General features: G+C 44.2%; 18 protein-coding genes and 1 pseudogene. 13 read left to right on the top strand and 6 right to left on the bottom strand.

Annotated elements, in window-relative coordinates:
* Position 1: 1 nt before the first annotated feature.
* From pyrF to miaA, 7 genes are all read left to right on the top strand, one after another.
* Entirely contained in the window at positions 2-832 is an 831-nt protein-coding gene (pyrF, locus tag NSB03_RS05590; protein ID WP_024986540.1) for an orotidine-5'-phosphate decarboxylase, read from the top strand.
* Positions 833-889: 57 nt separating this feature from the next.
* Positions 890-2,119, top strand: a complete 1,230-nt coding sequence (locus NSB03_RS05585; RefSeq protein WP_135034864.1) for an HD domain-containing protein — start codon at positions 890-892, stop codon at positions 2,117-2,119.
* Positions 2,120-2,201: 82 nt separating this feature from the next.
* Positions 2,202-3,242 carry a UDP-3-O-(3-hydroxymyristoyl)glucosamine N-acyltransferase gene (lpxD, locus tag NSB03_RS05580; RefSeq protein WP_135034866.1) on the top strand — a complete coding sequence of 347 codons (1,041 nt, stop codon included), beginning with the start codon at positions 2,202-2,204 and terminating at the stop codon, positions 3,240-3,242.
* 3 nt (positions 3,243-3,245) lie between these two features.
* Positions 3,246-4,631: a bifunctional UDP-3-O-[3-hydroxymyristoyl] N-acetylglucosamine deacetylase/3-hydroxyacyl-ACP dehydratase gene (locus NSB03_RS05575; RefSeq protein ID WP_135034868.1), complete on the top strand. Its 1,386-nt coding sequence runs from the start codon at positions 3,246-3,248 to the stop codon at positions 4,629-4,631.
* Between the two features lie 19 nt (positions 4,632-4,650).
* Positions 4,651-5,418, top strand: a complete 768-nt coding sequence (lpxA, locus tag NSB03_RS05570; protein ID WP_024986541.1) for an acyl-ACP--UDP-N-acetylglucosamine O-acyltransferase — start codon at positions 4,651-4,653, stop codon at positions 5,416-5,418.
* 21 nt (positions 5,419-5,439) lie between these two features.
* Entirely contained in the window at positions 5,440-5,994 is a 555-nt protein-coding gene (locus NSB03_RS05565; protein ID WP_024986542.1) for an IS1096 element passenger TnpR family protein, read from the top strand.
* A 116-nt stretch (positions 5,995-6,110) separates the two neighbouring features.
* Complete coding sequence (gene miaA, locus NSB03_RS05560; protein WP_135034870.1) at positions 6,111-7,010, top strand: tRNA (adenosine(37)-N6)-dimethylallyltransferase MiaA; 900 nt, start codon at positions 6,111-6,113, stop codon at positions 7,008-7,010.
* Positions 7,011-7,022: 12 nt separating this feature from the next.
* Here the strand turns inward: miaA and NSB03_RS05555 are convergent, their stop codons facing one another.
* Positions 7,023-9,338: a M56 family metallopeptidase gene (locus NSB03_RS05555; protein WP_024986543.1), complete on the bottom strand. Its 2,316-nt coding sequence runs from the start codon at positions 9,336-9,338 to the stop codon at positions 7,023-7,025.
* 32 nt (positions 9,339-9,370) lie between these two features.
* The gene (locus tag NSB03_RS05550; protein ID WP_024986544.1) at positions 9,371-9,739 is read right to left on the bottom strand and encodes a BlaI/MecI/CopY family transcriptional regulator; all 369 of its coding nucleotides are present in this window, start codon (positions 9,737-9,739) and stop codon (positions 9,371-9,373) included.
* A 706-nt stretch (positions 9,740-10,445) separates the two neighbouring features.
* Between NSB03_RS05550 and NSB03_RS05545 the strand changes: the two genes are divergently transcribed.
* From NSB03_RS05545 to NSB03_RS05535, 3 genes are all read left to right on the top strand, one after another.
* Positions 10,446-12,656, top strand: a complete 2,211-nt coding sequence (locus NSB03_RS05545; RefSeq protein WP_024986545.1) for a S9 family peptidase — start codon at positions 10,446-10,448, stop codon at positions 12,654-12,656.
* Entirely contained in the window at positions 12,656-13,504 is an 849-nt protein-coding gene (gene lipA / locus NSB03_RS05540) for a lipoyl synthase (protein ID WP_024986546.1), read from the top strand. Before NSB03_RS05545 ends, lipA begins: the two co-directional genes overlap by 1 nt.
* 62 nt (positions 13,505-13,566) lie before the next feature.
* A complete protein-coding gene (locus tag NSB03_RS05535) occupies positions 13,567-14,685 on the top strand; it encodes a hypothetical protein (protein WP_024986547.1) in 1,119 nt (372 codons plus the stop codon).
* On the opposite strand, the gene NSB03_RS05530 is transcribed toward NSB03_RS05535, so the two are convergent.
* Genes NSB03_RS05530 through NSB03_RS05520 form a run of 3 tightly spaced genes read right to left on the bottom strand, consistent with a single transcriptional unit; the run spans position 14,651 to position 17,274 of the window.
* A complete protein-coding gene (locus tag NSB03_RS05530; RefSeq protein WP_024986548.1) occupies positions 14,651-15,355 on the bottom strand; it encodes an SAM-dependent methyltransferase in 705 nt (234 codons plus the stop codon). The genes NSB03_RS05535 and NSB03_RS05530 overlap by 35 nt on opposite strands.
* Before the next feature lie 47 nt (positions 15,356-15,402).
* On the bottom strand, positions 15,403-16,410 hold the full coding sequence (locus tag NSB03_RS05525) for a gliding motility protein GldB-related protein (RefSeq protein WP_024986549.1): 1,008 nt from the start codon (positions 16,408-16,410) through the stop codon (positions 15,403-15,405).
* Between the two features lie 6 nt (positions 16,411-16,416).
* On the bottom strand, positions 16,417-17,274 hold the full coding sequence (locus tag NSB03_RS05520) for an enoyl-ACP reductase FabI (protein ID WP_121765208.1): 858 nt from the start codon (positions 17,272-17,274) through the stop codon (positions 16,417-16,419).
* 219 nt (positions 17,275-17,493) lie between these two features.
* Between NSB03_RS05520 and NSB03_RS05515 the strand changes: the two genes are divergently transcribed.
* The 3 genes from NSB03_RS05515 to NSB03_RS05505 all read left to right on the top strand — a co-directional run bounded on the left by NSB03_RS05515 (position 17,494) and on the right by NSB03_RS05505 (position 22,396).
* Positions 17,494-19,113, top strand: a complete 1,620-nt coding sequence (locus NSB03_RS05515) for a glycoside hydrolase family 28 protein (RefSeq protein ID WP_257466270.1) — start codon at positions 17,494-17,496, stop codon at positions 19,111-19,113.
* A gap of 162 nt (positions 19,114-19,275) precedes the next feature.
* Positions 19,276-20,517, top strand: coding sequence for a DUF4861 domain-containing protein (locus NSB03_RS05510; RefSeq protein WP_024986550.1), 1,242 nt, complete (start codon positions 19,276-19,278; stop codon positions 20,515-20,517).
* Between the two features lie 202 nt (positions 20,518-20,719).
* Positions 20,720-22,396: a glycoside hydrolase family 43 protein gene (locus tag NSB03_RS05505; RefSeq protein WP_257466269.1), complete on the top strand. Its 1,677-nt coding sequence runs from the start codon at positions 20,720-20,722 to the stop codon at positions 22,394-22,396.
* An 81-nt stretch (positions 22,397-22,477) separates the two neighbouring features.
* Here the strand turns inward: NSB03_RS05505 and NSB03_RS05500 are convergent.
* Positions 22,478-22,812 (bottom strand): annotated as a pseudogene (locus NSB03_RS05500) (DUF6575 domain-containing protein).
* Between the last annotated feature and the right edge of the window lie 149 nt (positions 22,813-22,961).

Below are 22,961 nucleotides of genomic sequence, written 5' to 3'. Positions count from 1 at the left end.
GATGGATAAGCAACAATTATTTGAAAACATAAAACGCAAAAAATCATTTCTTTGCGTAGGACTTGATACCGACATCAAGAAAATTCCGGAACATCTGTTGAAAGAAGAAGACCCAATCTTCGCGTTCAACAAAGCAATCATCGATGCGACAGCTGATTTGTGTATCGCCTATAAGCCCAATCTGGCTTTCTACGAGAGCATGGGGGTAAAAGGATGGATTGCATTTGAAAAGACGGTAAAATACATCAAGGATAATTATCCCGACCAATTCATCATTGCCGACGCAAAACGTGGAGATATCGGAAACACTTCCGCTATGTATGCCCGTACTTTCTTCGAAGAACTTGATATCGACTCTGTAACAGTAGCTCCGTACATGGGTGAAGACAGCGTTACTCCATTCCTTACTTACGAAGGTAAATGGGTGATCCTGTTGGCATTGACTTCCAACAAAGGCTCTCATGACTTCCAATTGACAGAAGATGTAAACGGCGAACGTCTGTTCGAGAAAGTACTGCGCAAATCACAAGAATGGGCAGGCGACGACCGCATGATGTATGTGGTAGGCGCAACTCAGGGACGTGCTTTCGAGGATATCCGCAAGATTGTCCCCAATCATTTCCTGCTTGTTCCCGGTATCGGCGCACAAGGCGGCTCACTGGAAGAAGTTTGCAAATATGGTATGAACAGTACCTGCGGATTGATTGTCAACTCATCCCGTGGTATCATCTATGTGGATAAAACCGAGAAATTTGCGGAAGCTGCCCGCATAGCCGCACAAGAAGTACAGGCACAAATGGCTGAACAGTTGAAAAAAGTGATTAACGATTAGCACTATGCAGCATATTGCGCACAGCCACTAATCACCAACCACTAAACCGTTAATAAAGTGCCTTACGAAAGAAAGATAATCAATGACCCGGTCTTCGGGTTCATCAATATACCGAAGGGGTTGCTGTACGATATAGTACGGCATCCCCTTTTGCAGCGTCTTACCCGCATCAAACAGGTAGGACTCTCATCCGTGGTATATCCCGGCGCTCAACACACGCGCTTCCAGCACTCTTTGGGAGCTTTCTATCTGATGAGCGAAGCCATCACGCAACTGGCATCGAAAGGAAACTTCATCTTTGACAGTGAAGCGGAGGCCGTACAAGCTGCCATCCTGCTACATGACATCGGTCACGGCCCTTTCTCCCATGTCCTGGAAGACACCATTGTAAAAGGAATCCCCCACGAAGAGATTTCCCTTATGCTGATGGAGCGGATGAACAAGGAGATGAACGGCCAACTCAACCTTGCCATTCAAATCTTCAAGGACGAGTATCCGAAACGCTTTCTGCACCAGCTTGTCAGCGGCCAGTTGGATATGGACAGGCTCGATTATCTTCGTCGTGACAGTTTCTATACGGGAGTTACGGAAGGAAACATCGGCTCGGCACGAATCATCAAGATGCTCGACGTGGCAGACGACCGTCTTGTCATCGAATCCAAAGGGATTTACTCTATCGAGAATTTCCTCACGGCACGTCGCTTGATGTATTGGCAGGTATATCTGCACAAGACTTCGGTAGCCTACGAAAAGATGCTTATCAGTGCCCTTTTGCGTGCCAAAGAACTGGCTTCGCAGGGAGTGAAACTGTTCGCATCGCCCGCATTGCGCTTTTTCCTTTACAAAGACATTACTCCTGAGGAGTTCCACAACAATCCCGACTGCCTGGAGAATTTCATCCAACTGGATGATAACGATATATGGACAGCCTTGAAAGTATGGAGCACCCATACAGATAAGGTTCTTTCTACTTTAAGCATGGGAATGATAAACCGAAATATCTTTAAAGTGGAAATCTCGTCGGAACCGATTGGTGAAGACAGAAAAAAAGAATTAACTTTGCAAATCAGCCAGCAACTAGGCATAACACTTTCCGAAGCGAACTATTTTGTTTCTACCCCCAGCATCGAAAAGAATATGTATGACCCGGCAGACGACAGTATTGACATTATCTACAAAGACGGCACTATCAAAAATATCGCCGAAGCATCGGACATGTTGAACATCTCGTTATTGTCCAAAAAGGTAAAGAAATACTATCTCTGCTACCAGAGATTACATAGGTAAGTATAAAATATTCATGCAATAACACGGAAATCTGAAAAAAAAGTCCGTTATTTGTGAACTAATTAAATTTTAAATTAAAGACATGGAGTTCTCGGCTAAGCAAATTGCAGCATTTATCCAAGGGGAAATCATTGGAGACGAAAACGCTACGGTACACACATTCGCTAAAATAGAAGAGGGAATGCCCGGAGCTATTTCTTTCCTGTCAAATCCCAAATATACACCTTATATCTATGAGACACAATCAAGCATTGTCCTGGTTAATAAAGACTTCACTCCTGAGCACGAAATCAAAACAACCCTTATCAAAGTAGACAATGCATACGAGAGTCTGGCGAAACTGCTCAATCTTTACGAGATGAGCAAACCCAAGAAACAAGGTATCGACTCATTAGCATTTGTTGCCCCCAGTGCCAAGATTGGTGAGAACGTATATATAGGTGCTTTTGCCTACATTGGCGAAAACGCTGTGATTGGAGATAATACTCAAATTTACCCACATACTTTCGTTGGAGACGGTGTGAAAATAGGCAACAATTGCCTGCTTTACTCGAATGTAAACGTTTATCATGATTGCCGTATAGGGAATGAATGTATCCTGCACTCGGGTGCGGTAATCGGAGCCGACGGATTCGGCTTTGCTCCTACCTCGGACGGATACGACAAGATTCCACAAATCGGAATCGTTATTCTGGAAGATAAAGTAGATATAGGCGCCAATACCTGTGTAGACCGTGCTACAATGGGAGCTACCATCATACATAGCGGTGTCAAAATAGATAATCTGGTGCAGATAGCCCATAATGACGAAGTGGGTTCCCATACCGTAATGGCTGCACAAGTGGGCATTGCCGGTTCTACAAAAATAGGAGAATGGTGTATGTTCGGCGGGCAAGTAGGTATAGCCGGACATTCAAAAATAGGCGATAAAGTAAGTTTGGGCGCACAATCCGGCGTACCCGGAGATATTAAATCGGGCAGCCAGCTTATCGGAACTCCTCCTATGGACCCTAAACAATATTTCAAGGCATCTGTTGTGCAGAGGAGCCTGCCGGATATGCAGAAAGAACTGCGTAACCTGCGCAAAGAAATCGAAGAATTAAAACAACTATTAAATAAGTAACCAATGCTGAAACAAAAAACGCTGAAAGATAGCTTTTCACTGAGCGGGAAAGGTCTTCACACTGGACTTGACCTCACTGTTACATTTAATCCTGCTCCGGACAATCATGGATATAAAATCCAGCGAATTGACGTAGAAGGACAACCAACTATCGATGCAGTAGCCGACAACGTGATAGAAACCACCCGTGGTACTGTGTTGTCGAAGAATGGAGTCAAAGTAAGCACCGTCGAACATGGTATGGCAGCCCTTTACGCATTGGGCATCGACAACTGCCTTATCCAGGTAAACGGCCCGGAGTTTCCGATTTTAGATGGTAGTGCACAATATTATGTACAAGAAATAGAACGTGTAGGAACAGTAGAACAAAATGCTGTCAAAGACTTTTATATCATCAAGTCAAAGATTGAATTCCGGGACGAATCAACCGGTTCTTCTATCATTGTATTACCAGACGAGAACTTTAGTCTGAATGTACTGGTTTCTTACGACTCAACCATTATCCCGAACCAGTTTGCTACACTTGAAGATATGCATAAATTCAAAGACGAAGTGGCTGCCAGCCGTACATTCGTCTTTGTCCGCGAAATAGAGCCGCTTCTCTCCGCGGGATTAATCAAGGGGGGGGACTTGGATAATGCAATCGTAATCTACGAACGCAAGATGTCGCAGGAAAACTTCGACCAGCTGGCAGACGTCATGGGAGTTCCCCACATGGATGCCAACGAATTAGGTTATATCAACCACAAGCCATTGGTCTGGCCGAACGAATGTGCCCGCCACAAACTTCTGGACGTTATCGGTGACCTTGCTTTAATCGGCAAACCGATTAAAGGACGCATCATCGCTACCCGCCCGGGACACACCATCAACAATAAATTCGCCCGCCAGATGCGGAAAGAAATCCGTCTGCACGAAATACAGGCTCCAAGCTATGACTGCAACCGTGCGCCGATAATGGATGTAAACCGTATCCGCGAACTGTTGCCGCACCGCTATCCCTTCCAACTGGTAGATAAAGTGATTGAAATCGGAGCCAACTATATTGTAGGTGTCAAGAATATCACTGCCAACGAGCCTTTCTTCCAGGGACACTTCCCGCAAGAGCCCGTTATGCCAGGTGTGCTTCAGATAGAAGCGATGGCGCAAGTCGGCGGTTTGCTTGTTCTCAACTCTGTTGACGAACCGGAACGTTACTCTACTTATTTCATGAAGATAGACGGTGTGAAGTTCCGCCAAAAGGTAGTGCCGGGAGATACGCTGATATTCCGCGTGGAATTATTAGCACCTATCCGTCGTGGTATCTCCACTATGAAAGGTTACGCATTCGTTGGAGAAAAAGTAGTTTGCGAAGCAGAATTCATGGCACAAATAGTAAAAAACAAGTAATCAACAATTGGAAATTCAAATGATAAGTCCTTTAGCGTATGTTCATCCTGAAGCTAAAATCGGGGAAAATGTAGAAATTGCGCCTTTTGTATTCATAGATAAAAACGTGGTTATCGGTGACAACAATAAAATTATGGCTAATGCCAATATTTTATATGGCTCACGTATTGGTAATGGAAATACGATTTTTCCGGGTGCCGTTATCGGTGCTATTCCGCAAGACCTGAAATTTCGCGGAGAAGAATCGACAGCCGAAATCGGGGATAACAACCTGATTCGCGAAAACGTGACTATTAACCGTGGCACGGCAGCTAAAGGGCGCACGATTGTGGGAAATAACAACTTATTGATGGAAGGTGTGCATGTGGCACATGACGCATTAGTCGGAAACGGATGTATTATAGGAAATTCTACCAAGATGGCAGGCGAAATCGTTATTGACGATAACGCAATAGTGAGTGCCAATGTCCTGATGCATCAGTTTTGCCATGTAGGAAGCCATGTGATGATTCAGGGCGGATGCCGTTTCAGCAAAGATATTCCTCCTTATATCATTGCAGGACGCGAACCAATCGCTTTCAGTGGAATCAACATTATCGGCTTGCGCCGTCGTGGTTTTGCCAATGAAGTAATTGAAAACATTCACAATGCCTATCGTATCATCTACCAAAGTGGATTAAACACGACAGAAGCATTAAAGAAAATTGAAGATGAATTCGAAAAGAGTCCTGAAATCGACTACATCATCGGCTTCATCCGTAACTCAGAACGTGGTATTATTAAATAAACAGTTCAAAATAGTCATATTATGATATACAGATTTACTATCATATCTGATGAAGTTGACGATTTTGTCAGAGAAATACAAATTGACCCGGAAGCAACTTTCTTAGACTTCCATGAGACAATACTGAAATCAGTCGGGTACGCAAACGACCAGATGACTTCATTCTTTATCTGCGATGATGATTGGGAAAAAGAAAAGGAAGTGACTTTGGAAGAAATGGACGACAACCCGGAAATGGACAGCTGGATAATGAAAGAAACTCCTATCAACGAGCTGGTAGAAGATGAAAAGCAAAAACTGCTGTATATATTCGATTACATGACAGAGCGTTGTTTCTTCATCGAGTTATCTGAAATCATTACCGGAAAGGAAATGAAAGGTGCCAAATGCACCAAGAAATCAGGGGAAGCTCCCAAACAAACGGTCGACTTTGAAGAAATGGCTGCTGCCGGCGGCTCTCTCGACTTAGACGAAAACTTCTATGGAGACCAAGATTTTGATATGGAAGACTTCGACCAGGAAGGATTCGATATTGGTGGCGACACAGGCGGGTCATTCGAAGAAGATAAATTTTAATTTAACGATTAGTGGTTAGTGATTAATGATTAACGCTGCACAGATATTCGTATTGCATTAATTACTAATCACTAATCATTAATCACTAATCATTAATCACTAATCACTTAAGTCCATTGCCTACTCTCATTGTTCTTATAGGGCCTACCGGCGTAGGGAAAACCGAATTGAGTCTACGGATAGCAGAGAATTTCCGGACAAGCATTGTATCTGCTGATTCGCGGCAACTTTATGCTGAATTAAAAATAGGTACGGCAGCGCCTACTCCCGAACAATTGGCACGTGTACCTCATCACCTGGTCGGTACGCTTCATCTTACAGATTATTACAGTGCCGCCCAATACGAAGCGGAAGCACTGGAAATCCTTGAAAAATTATTTATCCAACATGAAGTCGTGGTTCTTACCGGCGGCTCGATGATGTATGTTGATGCTATCTGCAAAGGTATTGACGACATTCCTACCGTTGATGCAGAAACCCGCCAACTCATGTTGCAGAAATATGAGGAAGAAGGACTCGAACAACTCTGCGCGGAACTCCGCTTATTGGACCCGGAATATTATCGTATTGTAGATTTAAAGAATCCCAAACGAGTGATTCATGCACTGGAAATCTGCTATATGACGGGACGCACATATACTTCTTTCCGCACGCAGCAAAAGAAAGAACGCCCTTTCCGCATCATCAAAATAGGACTGACCCGCGACCGGGAAGAACTGTACGACCGCATCAACCGACGCGTAGATATGATGATGGAAGAGGGACTGCTGGAAGAGGTACGTTCCGTACTCCCCTACCGCCACCTCAACTCCCTCAATACAGTAGGCTACAAGGAACTGTTCAAATACTTGGACGGAGAGTGGGAACTATCGTTTGCCATCGAAAAGATAAAACAGAACTCACGTATTTATTCACGCAAGCAGATGACTTGGTTCAAACGGGATGAAGAAATACGCTGGTTCCACCCGGAACAAGAAGCGGAGATATTTGCATACCTCCGCCAGTCTTTATCGTAGCCTTCGACTATCTTACTTTTTACTCACTAAACGAATAACAACCTTGCCATCAACATTTTCCGCAGATGCAGTTTTAATGCTCTCAGCTGACATAGTTTCTAATATGCCCGCATGTACTTCTTTCCCATCCAAAAGATATATAACTTCTCCCAACATATCTTTCGCTGCATGTTCCGCCAATTGCCATGCATTAGCATAGGAACCTTTCGGATTATTCTTTTTAGCCTGAAATTCCTCGTCCGTCAGCATTTCTATAATAATTACTCCATCCTTTCCTTTTTCCCCATAAACAGCCGTAGCCGATTTATCTTTCAGTATAGAGAGACTTTTGATATGATCGGGAGCAAGTTTGGACAGAGCATCCTTTTCCAACGCTTCCTTCCCGTCAATAATAATCAAAGGCTCTTCGCCATTTTTTATTCCATGAACACTGCTGCCACTGATAAGACCATTAGAGCCTGTACTTTTAATCCTCGTCAGCCGACTTGTAGTTTCCGGCAATAGTTTCACCACTTCCTGCTCCATCCGCACTGACATTGTAGCACTTACGGGAACTTTCACGGATTTGTATCCGGTAAACGAAAACAGCAGGCTACCACCCTTTATAGCTTTCAGACTGAAATGACCGCCTCTATACGTGATTGTGCCATAAGTCGTATTAGGCACAAGTATGCTCACACCTGCTTTCGGACGCCCCTGCTCGTCAACGACAGTCCCACTAACTTGAAAATCGGGTACCACGTTTTCCTGATTATCCACTTTAGGAGAATCACACTGTGTTGTCGTATCCGACTTCTTGGTAGTCACAAGAATCACTCCATTTTCGCCACGTTTGCCATATATTCTTACAGAAGCGCTATCTTTCAGTACAGACACACTCTCTATCTCTGACGGATTCATCTTTTTCATAGCATTCATGCTGATTTCCTTACCGTCAACAAGAATCAGCTGTTGTTTATCCCATCCAAACCTGATATTACCGAATCTTACAGGAACAGAATACTTCACAGAAACAGGCTTACCACGTTGCTTTCCCGGAATCCAGTCCGGCATTTCACTAACGATCCTTTCGGCTTCCTTGTTCAACGAAGGTTGGTCAGATTCAAGAACTTGCACATTGGTTACTTTTCCGGTTTCAGTGACTGTGAAACCGATCGTTACCACTCCACCTGCTTCACCTTTCACAGGAGAGCCTGCCACTCTCTCTTCCAAATACTTTTGCAGCGCTTCCATGCCGCCGGGATATTCCGGCATCTGTTCCACCGCCACAAAAACAGCCACTTCTTCTTTGGCGGACTCCGCATTTCCTCCAACGCATACAGCCTTCGTAGAAACCGCCTTTTTCGGCACACGCACGCTATCTTGCAACACCTTTTCTTGCACAATTTCCACCAAATCATTAACTTTGACTGCTGAAATCTCTTCCACTTTCTCCGAGATTTCAGGACGGGCAAAAGCAGTTACGGCAACAGCCGCCAACGGAAGTACATACAAATACTTCATCCGTGCCCACGGACTTGATTTTTCTTTTAACATCATAGTGATACGTTTTTTAAGTTTACTGTGATTAAAGCTGTTGGCCATAGAGTAGAGCCTTGTGCCAACGGCTTTTTTTATTAATAATAGTTGATAATCTTTGGCATTGACTCCTTCGTTGATGACAGTCTCGTCCGCTTCATATTCGTGAATATTCTGCAATTCCTGCTTCAACAGCCATGCACCGGGATTGAACCACTGGAAAAACACGCAGACATCGGCTATCAGCAAGTCGATAGAATGCCGGTGGCGGATATGCGCCGCTTCATGAATCAGGATTTCGCGTCCGTTCTCCTCCAAATCCTTCCGGCTGATAACGATATACTTCATCCAACTGAACGGAGCTATCGCCTGCCGATGGACCACAAGTATTGTCCCGTTTTCCCACTTTTCCTGCCTGCCGGAACGTATCAACCTGAAAAGACAGACCAACGAATATAAATGGCGACAAGTAAAAAAGACAATGCCGCCCCCATAGACAAACAGCAGGATTTCGACCCACGACAAAGAAACGGCTTCAGAAGTTATACCCGCCTCATCGGCAACAATGGATGATGTCGTCTCCGTCTTTTGCAATAAATGTTCCAAGGTAAGCATCGTTTGCTGCACTTCCATCTGACGACCGGTTGTCACTTCGACCCAAGGAAGCAACAAGGACAAGAACAAGATTCCCAACAAAGCGATACGATTAAAACGATGAAAAGTTTCCTTGCTAAGCAATATCCTGAAAAACAGGTAAAACATGGCAAGACAAACAGACGATTTCAAGACATAAACGAAAAATGTTCCCATAGTACAGCTCCCTGAATTATATATTTTCCCGATTAACTTTCCTTTCCGGCTTTCTCCACCTCCCGAATCAGTTGCCTGAGCTCGTCCAAAGAAATGTCTTCTTCCTTGACCAAGGATGAAACTGCACTCAAGTAGGAGTTATTGAAATACTTACTGATTACATTCCGAAGCGTACCTTTACGAAACTCCTCCTCACTTACAATAGGATAGTATTGATAGGTATTACCAAACACAGTATGAGCCAGAAAGCCTTTTTCTTCCAGCCCGCGTACAATGGTAGACAATGTATTGAAATGCGGCTTCGGTTCTTCATAGAAAGCCAACATTTCTTTTACGAACAAGGGACCTTTTTTCCAAAAGAATCCCATGATTTCTTCTTCTTTTGCTGTTAATCCTTTCATAGTTGCATCTTTATATGAATGCAAATAACGAGAAGTTTTAGTTTATAAACTAATTATTATAGTTAATATAAACTAAAAGCTATAGTTTACTTTGTTGCAACGAAACAGACCAACCCGTATCAACAGATTTACCTACATATAAAATAAAAAAATGAAAAATATCTGTCACCTGTCACAGTTTATGTCCTATCACACTGGTTATAACCAGTTTAAAGTGTGACAGCACAGTGTGACAGCATGGTGACAGCAAAGTATGCTGTCACAAAAAACAGAGTCAAAGTCTGTATGTCAAAATTGTCAGGATATAGTGACGACTGTCGTTTCTACTGCTTGGAACTTTGGTTTCAAGCAATAGAAACTTTAGTTTCAAGCAATAGAAACTTTAGTTTCAAGCAATAGAAACTTTAGTTTCAAGTAATAGAAACTTTAGTTTCAAGTAATAGAAACTTTAGTTTCAAGTAATAGAAACTTTGGTTTCAAGTAATGGAAACTTTGGTTTCAAGCAATCCTTTGGCAATACCCCGCTGAAGTTGTCCGTCCGCACATACAGCACCACTAACAAATTGCGGGCACGCAAAGAGCGTTTTTTCTACCGGAAGACACTTTTTTAACCAAACCCCGCTGCCAGATATTCAATTTATTCGTATTTTTGCAAGATACGAACCCTATATTTATTAAAAAAGCAACATATAAAAAACACACTGATATGAGAAAAATAAGTTTAGCACTGCTTGCCTGCCTTCTCTGCCTGACCGGAATGGCCCAAGGCTCAAAGGCACTTGATTTAAAAGACGTCACCTCCGGAAGCTTCCGACCGGAAAACATTCAGGGAGTCATCCCCACACCCGACGGTGAACACTACACACAGATGAACGCCGAAGGCACGCAAATCATCAAATACTCTTTCAAGACAGGTGAAAAGGTAGAGGTTATCTTCGACGTGAACACTGCACGCGAATGTGACTTCAAGAACTTCGACAGTTATCAGTTCTCACCCGACGGTCAGAAACTGCTGATTGCCACCAAGACGACTCCGATCTACCGGCATTCTTATACAGCTGTACATTATATCTACCCTTTGAAACGAAATGATAAGGGCGTTACGACAAACAACATTATTGAACGGCTGTCTGACGGCGGCCCCCAACAGGTCCCCGTCTTTTCTCCGGACGGAACAATGATTGCTTTTGTCCGTGACAACAATATTTTTCTTGTGAAGCTGCTTTATGGCAACAGTGAAAGCCAGGTAACGGAAGACGGCAAACAGAATTCTGTCATCAACGGTATCCCCGACTGGGTGTACGAAGAAGAATTCAGTTTCAACCGCGCTTTGGAATTCAGTGCTGACAATACGCAGATTGCCTTTATCCGTTTCGATGAATCGGCAGTTCCTTCTTACACGTTCCCAGTATTTGCCGGACAAGCCCCCCGTATCGATGCCCTCAAAGATTATCCGGGAGAATATACGTATAAATATCCGAAAGCCGGTTATCCGAACTCTAAAGTAGAAGTACGCACGTATGATATCAAATCACGCGTCACCCGTACGATGAAACTTCCGCTGGACGCGGACGGATATATTCCCCGCATCCGTTTTACCAAAGATGCCAGCAAGCTGGCTATCATGACACTGAACCGTCATCAGGATCGTTTCGACCTTTACTTTGCCGACCCTCGTTCTACACTCTGCAAACTGGTATTGCGTGACGAGTCTCCTTATTATATTAAAGAGAACACTTTCGATAACATCGAATTTTATCCCGAATACTTCAGCCTGCTCAGTGAACGTGACGGTTACAGCCACCTTTATTGGTACAGCATGGGGGGCAACCTCATTAAAAAGGTGACAAACGGAAAGTTTGAAGTAAAAGACTTCCTGGGATATGACGAGGAAGACGGTTCTTTCTATTACACCAGCAATGAAGAAAGCCCGTTGCGCAAAGCTGTCTACAAGACAGACAAGAAAGGCAAAAAGACCAAACTTTCCCAACAAGTAGGAACAAACACTCCGCTGTTCAGCAAATCAATGAAGTATTATATGAACAAGTTCACCAACCTGAACACTCCTATGGTGGTGACCTTGAACGATAATTCGGGTAAGACACTCAAGACATTGATTACAAATGAGCAGTTGAAACAGACCCTATCAGGATATGCAGTACCGCAAAAAGAATTCTTCACTTTCCAGACTACGGACGGCGTAACACTGAACGGATGGATGATGAAACCTGTAGATTTCTCCGCATCGAAGAAATATCCGGTACTGATGTATCAATACAGCGGCCCGGGCTCTCAACAAGTATTGGACACTTGGGGCATCAGTTGGGAAACATACATGGCAAGCCGCGGATTCATTGTTGTATGCGTGGACGGTCGCGGAACAGGCGGCCGCGGAGAGGCTTTTGAAAAGTGCACCTACTTGAAAATCGGAGTGAAAGAAGCCAGAGACCAGGTGGAAACAGCTCTTTACCTCGGCAAACAACCTTACGTGGACAAAGACCGCATCGGTATTTGGGGATGGAGCTACGGCGGATACATGACTCTGATGAGTATGAGCGAAGGAACTCCCGTATTCAAGGCAGGAGTGGCCGTTGCCGCACCGACCGACTGGCGCTTCTACGACACGGTTTATACGGAACGCTTCATGCGCACCCCGAAAGAAAATGCCGAAGGCTATAAAGCGTCCTCTGCTTTCACCCGTGCCGACAAACTGCATGGCAACCTATTGCTTGTACATGGTATGGCAGATGACAATGTACACTTCCAAAACTGTACCGAGTATGCAGAACACTTAGTCCAACTCGGAAAGCAATTCGATATGCAGGTATATACCAACCGTAATCATGGAATATACGGTGGCAATACCCGCCAACACTTGTACACACGCTTAACTAACTTCTTCTTGAACAATTTGTAATGGCGGATAGAGTACGTAAGCCCGAATGGCTGAAAATTAATATCGGTGCCAATGAACGGTACACCGAAACAAAACGGATAGTCGACTCCCACTGCCTGCATACCATATGCAGCAGCGGGCGTTGCCCTAATATGGGAGAATGCTGGGGGAAAGGCACTGCCACCTTCATGATTGGCGGTGACATCTGCACCCGCAGTTGTAAATTCTGTAATACGCAGACCGGACGCCCGCATCCGCTGGATACGAATGAGCCGACCCGTGTAGCAGAGTCCATCGCTTTAATGAGACTTGACCATGCAGTCATCACTTCCGTAGACCGGGACGACCTTCCCGATTTGGGAGCGGAACATTGGGCACGCACCATCCGTGAAATAAAACGCCTGAATCCTCAGACTACCATCGAAGTGCTGATACCCGATTTTCAAGGTAAAACGGAACTGGTAGACCTCGTGATAGACGCTTGTCCCGACATCATTTCACATAATATGGAAACTGTGCGCCGCATCAGTCCGCTGGTGCGCAGTGCAGCCAATTATGATACAAGCCTGCAAGTCATCGGACGTATCTCTTCCAAAGGAGTCAAATCCAAAAGCGGCATCATGGTCGGCCTGGGCGAAACTCCCGAAGAAGTGGAAATATTGATGGATGATTTATTAGTAGCCGGCTGCCAGATTCTTACTATAGGACAATATCTGCAACCCAGCCACCGCCATTATCCCGTTGCAGAATACGTGACTCCACAACAATTCGCAAAGTACAAGACCATCGGTTTAGAAAAAGGATTTAACATCATAGAGAGCGCTCCCCTTGTTCGTTCATCCTACCATGCAGAAAAACATATCCGTTAGCAAACAAAACACAGAGACTATTTGTTTTATTAGTAGAACCGACAAATAAACATAAAATAGAAATGGAGCATAAAGGAATACTTTCTTCCGCATTTAACATGTCACTGGGTTTTATCCCCGTTATTATTTCCATTTTATTGTGTGAATTTATAACGCAAGACACGGCTATTTACATCGGTACAGGAATAGGTAGCGTAGGTATATATCTTTCCCTGAAACAAAAGGGGATATTAATTCCTAACTTCATCCTATATATAGCGACCGGAATGCTGGCACTATTATCTTTAGCCGCACTTATCCCCGGTGATTATGTTCCGGCAGGCGCACTTCCCATCACATTGGAAGTCAGTATCCTCATTCCCATGCTGATACTTTATATGCATAAGAAAAGGTTTATCAGCCACTTCTTGAAACAGATAGGTTCCTGCAACAAACGCTTGTACGCACAAGGTGCGGAAGCTGCCATCGTTTCGGCACGCATCGCTTTAATCTTTGGCGCGCTGCACTTCATCATTATCAGCATCGTTGTTGTTTCCCAAGACCCACTGAGCAAGATGAGCGGGTTTATCCTCTATAAAATACTGCCCCCTACTGTCTTCATTCTAAGTATCGTTTTCAATCAAATAGCTATCCATTTCTTTAACCATCTGATGTCTCACACTGAGTATGTCCCTATCGTCAATACCAAAGGAGACGTGATTGGGAAAACCCCCGCCATTGAGGCAATCAATTATAAGAATGCCTATATCAATCCGGTGATAAGAATTGCCGTGTCTACCCATGGGATGCTATTTCTTTGCGACAGACCGTCAACAGCTATCCTGGACAAAAATAAAGTAGATATTCCGATGGAATGTTATCTCCGTTACGGAGAGTCTCTGACAGCAGGCGCTACCCGCTTGATGAACAATGCGCTTCCTCAGGTTAATGACATCAAACCCGAATTCAACATCGCCTATCACTTCGAAAATAAAGTGACCAACCGGCTGATTTACCTGTTCATCGTCGACCTGGACAACGACTCCGTCCTCTGCACTCCCCGCTTTAAGAACAGCAAGCTATGGAGTTTCAAGCAGATTGAAGAAAACTTAGGCAAAGGCTTTTTCAGCAGTTGCTTCGAAGACGAGTACGAACATCTGAAAAATGTTATTTGTATAAGAGAAAAATACAAGGAATCTTAGACAAATCGGGCACGTGACCTTTCCAGTCTTTCACTGTACGCGTCTGTATATATTCTCCTTCGCAAGTGATATTGGCAGCAATACACAACTTTGTCTGCGGACGGCAATTCTGTAGAATATCTTCCACCATTTTGTGATTCCGGTAAGGAGTCTCAATAAAAAGTTGCGTCTGGTTCTCGGCATAGACACGCTGTTCCAATGCTTTCAGTCTCTTTCCACGCTCTCCCGGTTCAATCGGCAGATAGCCGTGAAACGCAAAACTCTGACCGTTAAAGCCCGAACCCATCACGGAAAGAATGATAGAAGAAGGTCCTACCAACGGAACAACTTTCAACTTTTTGCGTTGAGCAATAGCCACCACGTCCGCACCCGGGTCAGCAACAGCCGGACAACCCGCCTCAGAGATGACTCCCATTGAAGCACCGTTCATCAAAGGTTTCAGATAACCGGAAATATCCTCGGGCGAAGTATGTTTGTTCAACGGATAAAACGTCAGTGCGTCAATATCAATCTCCCTGTCTACCTTTTTCAGGAAACGGCGGGCAGAACGAACATCTTCGACAATAAAATACCGGATACCGGAGATAATCTCCTTATTATAGGAAGGCAATACCTTTTCAATAGGTGTATCGCCTAAAGTCACGGGCAACAAATAAAGGGCAGTTTCCACTTATTAAATTGAGAATTAAAAATTGAGAAATAAGAAAGAGAAACGATTCAGGAAGCCAAGTAGTTGGATTCATTCAGCATTTCGTGATAGTCATTAAATTCCAAAAGGTCTTTCAACTTCATGTCTTTATGCGTTTTCATATATGCAGAAACGATTCTCGTACCTATCCATGTACCTATCAATGCAGGAGCCTGGACACCGTGCATTTCAACAGCCGGAGCAGGTTTCATATAATAACGAATCACCATCGGGTCACGCGCATGCAGGTGGTCATTGGAACAGATATACTCCCAAATGGCTTTTTCATTTTCCTTGCACCAGTCATTTTCCTCTTTTGAATACCCCATCGCCTCACCACCGTCATTGTATTCCAATAAGTGCTGTGTCACGTAATTGATTTTTCCGGAGTGCATCATCAAGTCAATCAAACAAGTCTCCTCGTGGTAATTCATGTCATAACGGCTTAAGAGATAGAACACGAAACAATCCGGTACAATCCGTTCGGGACGCATGGAACGACATTGGTAATCATAATAAAAACGTTTATAAAGCGGGTAATCTTCACCCATATATTTATCAAGGCTGATGCCAAGCAAAGAATCGACCAGAACAATGGATTCATTGAACGCAGATATTTGCGAATAGATAAACGGCACCTTTGTGTCGGGCACTTCCTTTTTCAGTTTCTTGAAGCCCTTAGTCAGCCCCTTTTCCACTTCATCCAAATTAGGGAACTTAGCTTCCACGTCCCCCATCAGACGGACCAGTGTCGTATCCGAATAGAATTTTTGCAGGCGTTGTGAGATGGTATCATCCTTCACCGTGCCGATAGCCAGCACATCTTCAATCAGAATCTTCGTTGGCTGACGGTAATCCATCGACAATTTCTGCATAGCAGAAAAGCTGTTGGAGCGAACGTATTCGCTCAACAGCTTATCATACCTCAGAACAGAAATCCCTTCTTCCTTCTGCTCCATACCTTTTCCTGTGCTTAACCCACAGGCGGCGAAAAGCATACTTATTAATATAATAAGAAGAGAAATCCGTAGTTTCATAATTTATTATCCGTAAATGATGTTACCATTTTCGTCCATGTACTCTTCAAGTCCTTTCTCGTAAGTAGCCATGGCACGAAGGCTCATACCCACACTGGAGAATCCGCCGTCGTGGAAGAGGTTCTGCATAGTCACCTTGCGGGTAAGGTCGGAGAACATTACGATACAATAGTCGGCACACTCTTCAGCAGTCGCATTTCCAAGCGGAGACATACGGTTGGCAAAATCGAACAGTTTGTCCATACCCTTCACACCCGAACCGGCTGTTGTAAACGTAGGCGACTGGGAGATTGTGTTCACACGCACGCTGTGTTCGCGTCCGTAGATATAACCGAAACTACGTGCGATAGATTCCAGCAATGCTTTCGCATCCGCCATATCGTTGTAGCCGTAGAAAGTACGCTGTGCAGCCACATAGCTCAGTGCAACGATTGAACCGTAATCGGCAATAGCATTCAGTTTCTTGGCAGCCTGAATCATTTTGTGGAATGACACGGCCGAAATATCCAATGTCTTATCCAACATTCCATAGTCAAGGTCATCGTAAGTACGTTTCTTGCGTACGTTGGGAGACATACCGATAGAATGGAGCACAAAATCAATTTGTCCGCCCAGTATATCCATTGAGGTCTTGAATACATTTGTCAACTCCTCTACGTTGGTAGCGTCTGCCGGCACAATCTGGCAGTTCAGTTTTTCAGCCAAAGCATTGACTTCTCCCATACGGATAGCCATCGGAGTATTTGATAATGTAATAGTTGCACCTTCTTCTACAGCACGTTCGGCCACTTTCCAAGCGATGGACTGGTCATTCAACGCACCGAAAATAATACCTCTTTTTCCTTTCAACAAGTTGTAACTCATATCTTTTAATAGTTAAATTTTGTGCAAAGATAGTATCTTTCCGCATAAAATCATGAGAAGTGTGCAAATAATAGACAGAAATGACAAAAAATACACGTATTCTATCAATTAGTCCACATCCCTTTGGGGGGTCGCTCCTATCTTTGCATTCGGTAATTTCCAACGAAAGACCATTGAAAACAATAGATGTATAACCCTAATATAAAATAAGATTACCAAATGAACACATTGACAAAAAGACTCTTTTGGATGGCTATATGCTGTTTGCCGTTTATCGCAGGATGTAAAACGCAAAGCGGGAATGCGACAAGTGAAAACGCAATAAGCGATGCCCTTTACCAGAATTTACCTTTTGAAATGCCAAAAGTACAACAGCCGACTTTTCCTGCTTATGAGGTAAGCATTGTGGATTTCGGAGCCAAAGGGGACGGTTTGTTCCTAAATACGAAAGCCATCAACGATGCTATCAAGAACGTGAACCAACACGGTGGTGGTAAAGTGATTATCCCGGAAGGCATCTGGTTGACCGGTCCTATCGAACTGCTGAGCAATGTAAATCTTCATACGGAACAAAATTCACTGGTGCTCTTCACCGGTGATTTCGAAGCATATCCTATCATCGCCACTTCTTTTGAAGGGCTCGAAACCCGTCGTTGCCAGTCACCTATTTCGGCACGCGACGCGGAGAATATCGCTATCACAGGATACGGCACATTCGACGGAAACGGTGATTGCTGGCGTCCGGTGAAAAAGGGCAAACTGACCGCTTCCCAATGGAAGAAGTTAGTAAATTCAGGCGGTGTTCTCGATGAGAAGCAAGAGATATGGTATCCCACAGCAGGTTCGCTGAAAGGAGCTATGGCTTGTAAAGACTTTAACGTGCCCGAAGGCATCAATACGGATGAAGAATGGGCTGAAATCCGTCCATGGCTGCGCCCGGTGCTGCTCAGTATCGTAAAAAGCAAGAAAGTATTGCTGGAAGGCGTAACTTTCAAAAACTCTCCGAGTTGGTGCCTGCACCCGTTGTCCTGCGAAGATTTCACTGTAAATAACATCATGGTTATCAATCCCTGGTATTCTCAGAATGGTGATGCTATTGACTTGGAATCTTGCAAGAACGCGCTGATTATCAACAGTGTGTTTGATGCAGGAGACGATGCTATCTGTATCAAATCGGGTAAGGACGAAGACGGTCGCCGTCGCGGCGAACCTTGCCAAAATGTAATTGTGAAAAATAATACGGTATTGCACGGACATGGCGGATTCGTTGTAGGCAGCGAAATGTCCGGCGGCGTGAAGAATATCTATGTGGAAGATTGCACATTCATGGGGACCGATGTAGGCTTGCGCTTCAAGAGTACTCGCGGACGTGGCGGTGTAGTGGAAAACATCTACATCAATAACATCAATATGATTAACATCCCGAACGAACCGTTATTGTTCGACCTGTTCTATGGTGGCAAAGGCGCGGGGGAAGAATCGGAAGAAGATTTGCTGAACCGTATGAAAACAGCCATCCCACCGGTAACGGAAGAGACTCCGGCGTTCCGCAATATACATATTTCAAATATTGTATGCAGAGGTTCGGGACGTGCGATGTTCTTCAATGGTCTGCCGGAAATGCCGATTAGCAATATCACCGTTAAAAACGTTGTGATAACGGAAGCTACGGATGGGGTTGTCATCAGCCAGGCGGACGGAGTCACTATGGAAAATATTCATGTAGAGTCTTCAAAAGGCAACAATATCCTGAATGTCAAGAATGCAAAGAACCTGACTGTAGATGGAAAGGTTTATGAAGAATTGGGCGCAAAAGGAGAAGTTTTAAGTCTCAAATAAAATTCACCGCAAGAAACGCAAGAAAAAGAAAACCACAATATCATTATATAGAGTAAAAAGCTCAAATAGCAGACTATTTTATCTTCAAAAGATAGACGGTCTGCTTTTTTTTCAGTTACTTTTGCAGAGAGAAATACGACGTATAATATCAGCCTTAGAATCATGAAAAAGAATTTTTTTATAATTGCTTTCCTTTTAGGAAGTTTCAGCCTGCCAGCCTGGGCTCAGAAGCAGGAAAAGACCATTACGGTCGAGATACATAACAATTGGAACCAGGCAAAAACGGACGCTCCGGTTGTCGTCAATCTGCACGAACTGCACGCAGGTTTCAAAATCAAGTCTGCCGTTGTCATGGAAGGGACGAATGAAATTCCTTCTCAACTTGATGATTTGAACAGGGACAGAAAGATGGATGAACTTGCCTTTGTAACCAATCTTCCCGCCCATGGCAAAAAGACTTTCCAAGTGACGCTTTCTTCGGAAAAGAGTACAAAGACTTATCCTAAACGGGTATATGCTGATATGTTTATAGCAGATTTCCGGAAAGGAAAACATCAACGTGTACAAGCGATTACCGTTCCCGGAACAAGTAATATATATAGCATGGTACGTCCTCACGGTCCGGTTTTGGAATCGGAACTGGTAGGTTATCGTCTCTACTTCAATGAGAAACAGACACCTGATATTTACGGTAAATTCAACAAAGGGCTGGAAATCAAAGAATCGCAGTTCTATCCTACGGATGCACAGTTGGCCAAAGGATTCGGTGACGATGTGCTTCGTGTGTTCGACAGTTGCGGCCCGGGTGCATTGAAAGGTTGGGATGGACAGAAAGCAACCCATATCACCCCGGTAGAAACCCGTACGGAACGTATCATCTCTTACGGGCCGGTGCGTGCGATTGCTGAAATTGAAGTAACCGGATGGCAGTATCAGGGTGCAGAACTCGATATGATGACACGCTACACGCTCTATGCCGGACATCGTGATCTTCACATCGAAACATTCTTCGACGATCCGCTCGATAAAGAGACTTTCTGCACAGGGGTACAGAATATTGTAGGTGCTTCCAGATCATTCTCCGACCATAAAGGCTTAGTAGGAAGCTGGGGTACGGACTGGCCTGTAAACGACACGGTGAAGTACGCAAAAGAAACCGTAGGGTTGGGAACTTGTATCCCGCAGCGTTATGTGAAATCTGAGGAGAAAGACAAGGCAAACTTCCTCTATACAATCAGCGCTCCGGGAAACAATTACTTCCAATATCATACGATTTTCACTTCCATGAAGGAAACCTTCGGATATAAGACACCGGAAGCATGGTTCGCCTATCTCCGCGAATGGAAAGAGGAACTGGCTCATCCTGTGACAGTAAAGGTGAAGGACAGCCACACCACCAAGTAATGAGAACCACATACTAAAAGAACCACATCCCACTAAATAAGGTAGAATACAAATACAACTAAACAAAAATTACGAGGTTTCTACCAATTTTTATACGACTCTGCACAATTATTACTCCTTGTGCAGAGTCTTTTTTTCTACCTTTGCCATCGTAAGACAAGCCAACGAATCATTTATATAAAACTATTAATCGACCTACATCATGAAACGATTGACACAGACTTTAGTTCTCTGTCTGCTGACTGCCTTCCCGGCATTGGCACAGAAAAACTATGTATCCGAAGTATGGGTTTCCGACCTCGGAAACGGCAAATACAAAAATCCGGTTCTCTATGCCGACTACTCCGACCCCGACGCTTGCCGCGTGGGTGATGATTTTTATATGACTTCATCCAGTTTTAACTGCTTGCCGGGATTACAGATACTACATTCCAAAGATTTAGTGAACTGGACGATTGTCGGTGCGGCAGTGCCCGACGCCCTCACTCCTATCGAAACTCCGGAACGTCCGGAACACGGTAACCGTGTATGGGCTCCCGCCATCCGCCATCACGACGGTGAATTCTATATCTTTTGGGGCGACCCCGACCAGGGAGCTTTCATGGCGAAAGCCAAAGACCCGAAAGGCCCGTGGAGTGCCCCCGTTTTGGTTAAACCCGGCAAAGGAATCATCGACACCTGCCCGTTTTGGGATGAAGACGGAAAAGTATATATGGTACATGCATACGCAGGAAGCCGTGCCGGACTGAAAAGTGTAATCGCTATCTGCGAACTGAATGCAGAGGCAAATGCAGCGATTACTCCTTCTCGTATTATCTTCGACGGTCATGAAGCACATCAAACTTGCGAAGGCCCCAAAATGTACAAGAGAAATGACTATTACTATATTTTCCATCCGGCAGGTGGCGTACCGACAGGCTGGCAGGTCGTACTGCGTTCCAAGAACATTTACGGCCCTTACGAATGGAAAACTGTACTCGCACAAGGCAACTCTCCCGTCAACGGTCCCCATCAGGGAGCATGGGTAGACACTCCTACGGGCGAAGACTGGTTTCTTCACTTTCAAGATGTAGGCGCTTACGGACGTATCATGCACTTGCAACCGATGAAATGGGTAAACGACTGGCCTGTTATCGGTATTGACAAAGACGGTGATGGCTGCGGCGAACCTGTATTGACTTACAAAAAGCCGAATGTAGGTCAGACATATCCTATCTGCACTCCGCAGGAAAGTGACGAATTTGACGGCTACACGCTGTCCCCACAGTGGCAATGGCACGCCAACATCAATGAAAAATGGGCGTATTATGCAGGAGACAAGAGTTATGTCAGACTGTATTCTTATCCGGTCGTAGAAGATTACAAGAACCTGTGGGATGTTGCCAACCTGCTCTTGCAGAAAACTCCTTCCGACAATTTCACCGCAACAATGAAACTTACGTTCCAACCCATTGAAAAGTATAAAGGTGAACGCACCGGACTGGTTGTTATGGGCAGGGATTATGCCGGAATCATTTTGGAGAATACAGATAAAGGATTAGTACTATCTCAAGTTGAATGTAAAAGAGCGGATAAAGGAAAACCGGAACAGGCAAATGCTTCTGTTGCTCTTTCTCAAAATACGGTTTACCTGAAAGTTCGTTTCAGTTGTGATGGCAAGAAAATCAAAGGTAGCGAAGGCGGACATGACCTCATTGTGATGTGCAACTTCAGCTACAGCCTCGATGGAAAGAAGTATCATCCACTAGGCAATCCTTTCCAGGCAAGAGAAGGACAATGGATTGGCGCTAAAATCGGCATGTTCTGCACGCGCCCTGCTATAAAAACGAATGATGGCGGTTGGGCAGACGTGGATTGGTTCCGTATTACGAAGAAATAGCCAAAATACATATAAGGATAAAAAAGATTGTCCCGCTACTTTCAAGCAGTAGCGGGACAATCTTTTTTATTTTCTTTCAACTTACATGCAAGCCCAACCAAATTTGCGAACAAGCTCTGCAAGCAGACTACGGTCTTTCATTGGCAAATTAATAACCACATTCTCGCGCTTCTCTCCAGATAAAACATATCCTTCAGCCGGCAATTTATCTTCCAACAATGCACTTTCCTTTAATAACGTTTTCTGGTATTCACCCGATTGAAACACAACATCGTAATATTCATGTTCATTTTCAGGCTGTAGATAGAGTAAACGCAAATCGGCTTTACCTGCTAAAAAAGATTCAAGTCTACGTGTAGAGGCACATCACAGAAATCCAGAATCTTGTCTATCCTTAACACATCTTCCATTCCCATAATCAGACTATTTTAGCTTGTAAAACATTACAAAGTTAAGCCAATCTTGTAGAATAACAAATATATTTCCGGCTCTGTTGTTCATTCGATATTCTCTAAACTATTGCCTCATTTTTCCCAATCTCATTTTTTTAGTATACCTTTGCAGA

This window comes from Bacteroides acidifaciens (genome assembly GCF_024623065.1).
GTDB classification, from domain to species: Bacteria; Bacteroidota; Bacteroidia; order Bacteroidales; family Bacteroidaceae; genus Bacteroides; species Bacteroides acidifaciens.
The sequence above is the reverse complement of the archived record's forward strand: the minus strand, read 5'-3'. Positions and strand labels throughout refer to the sequence as shown.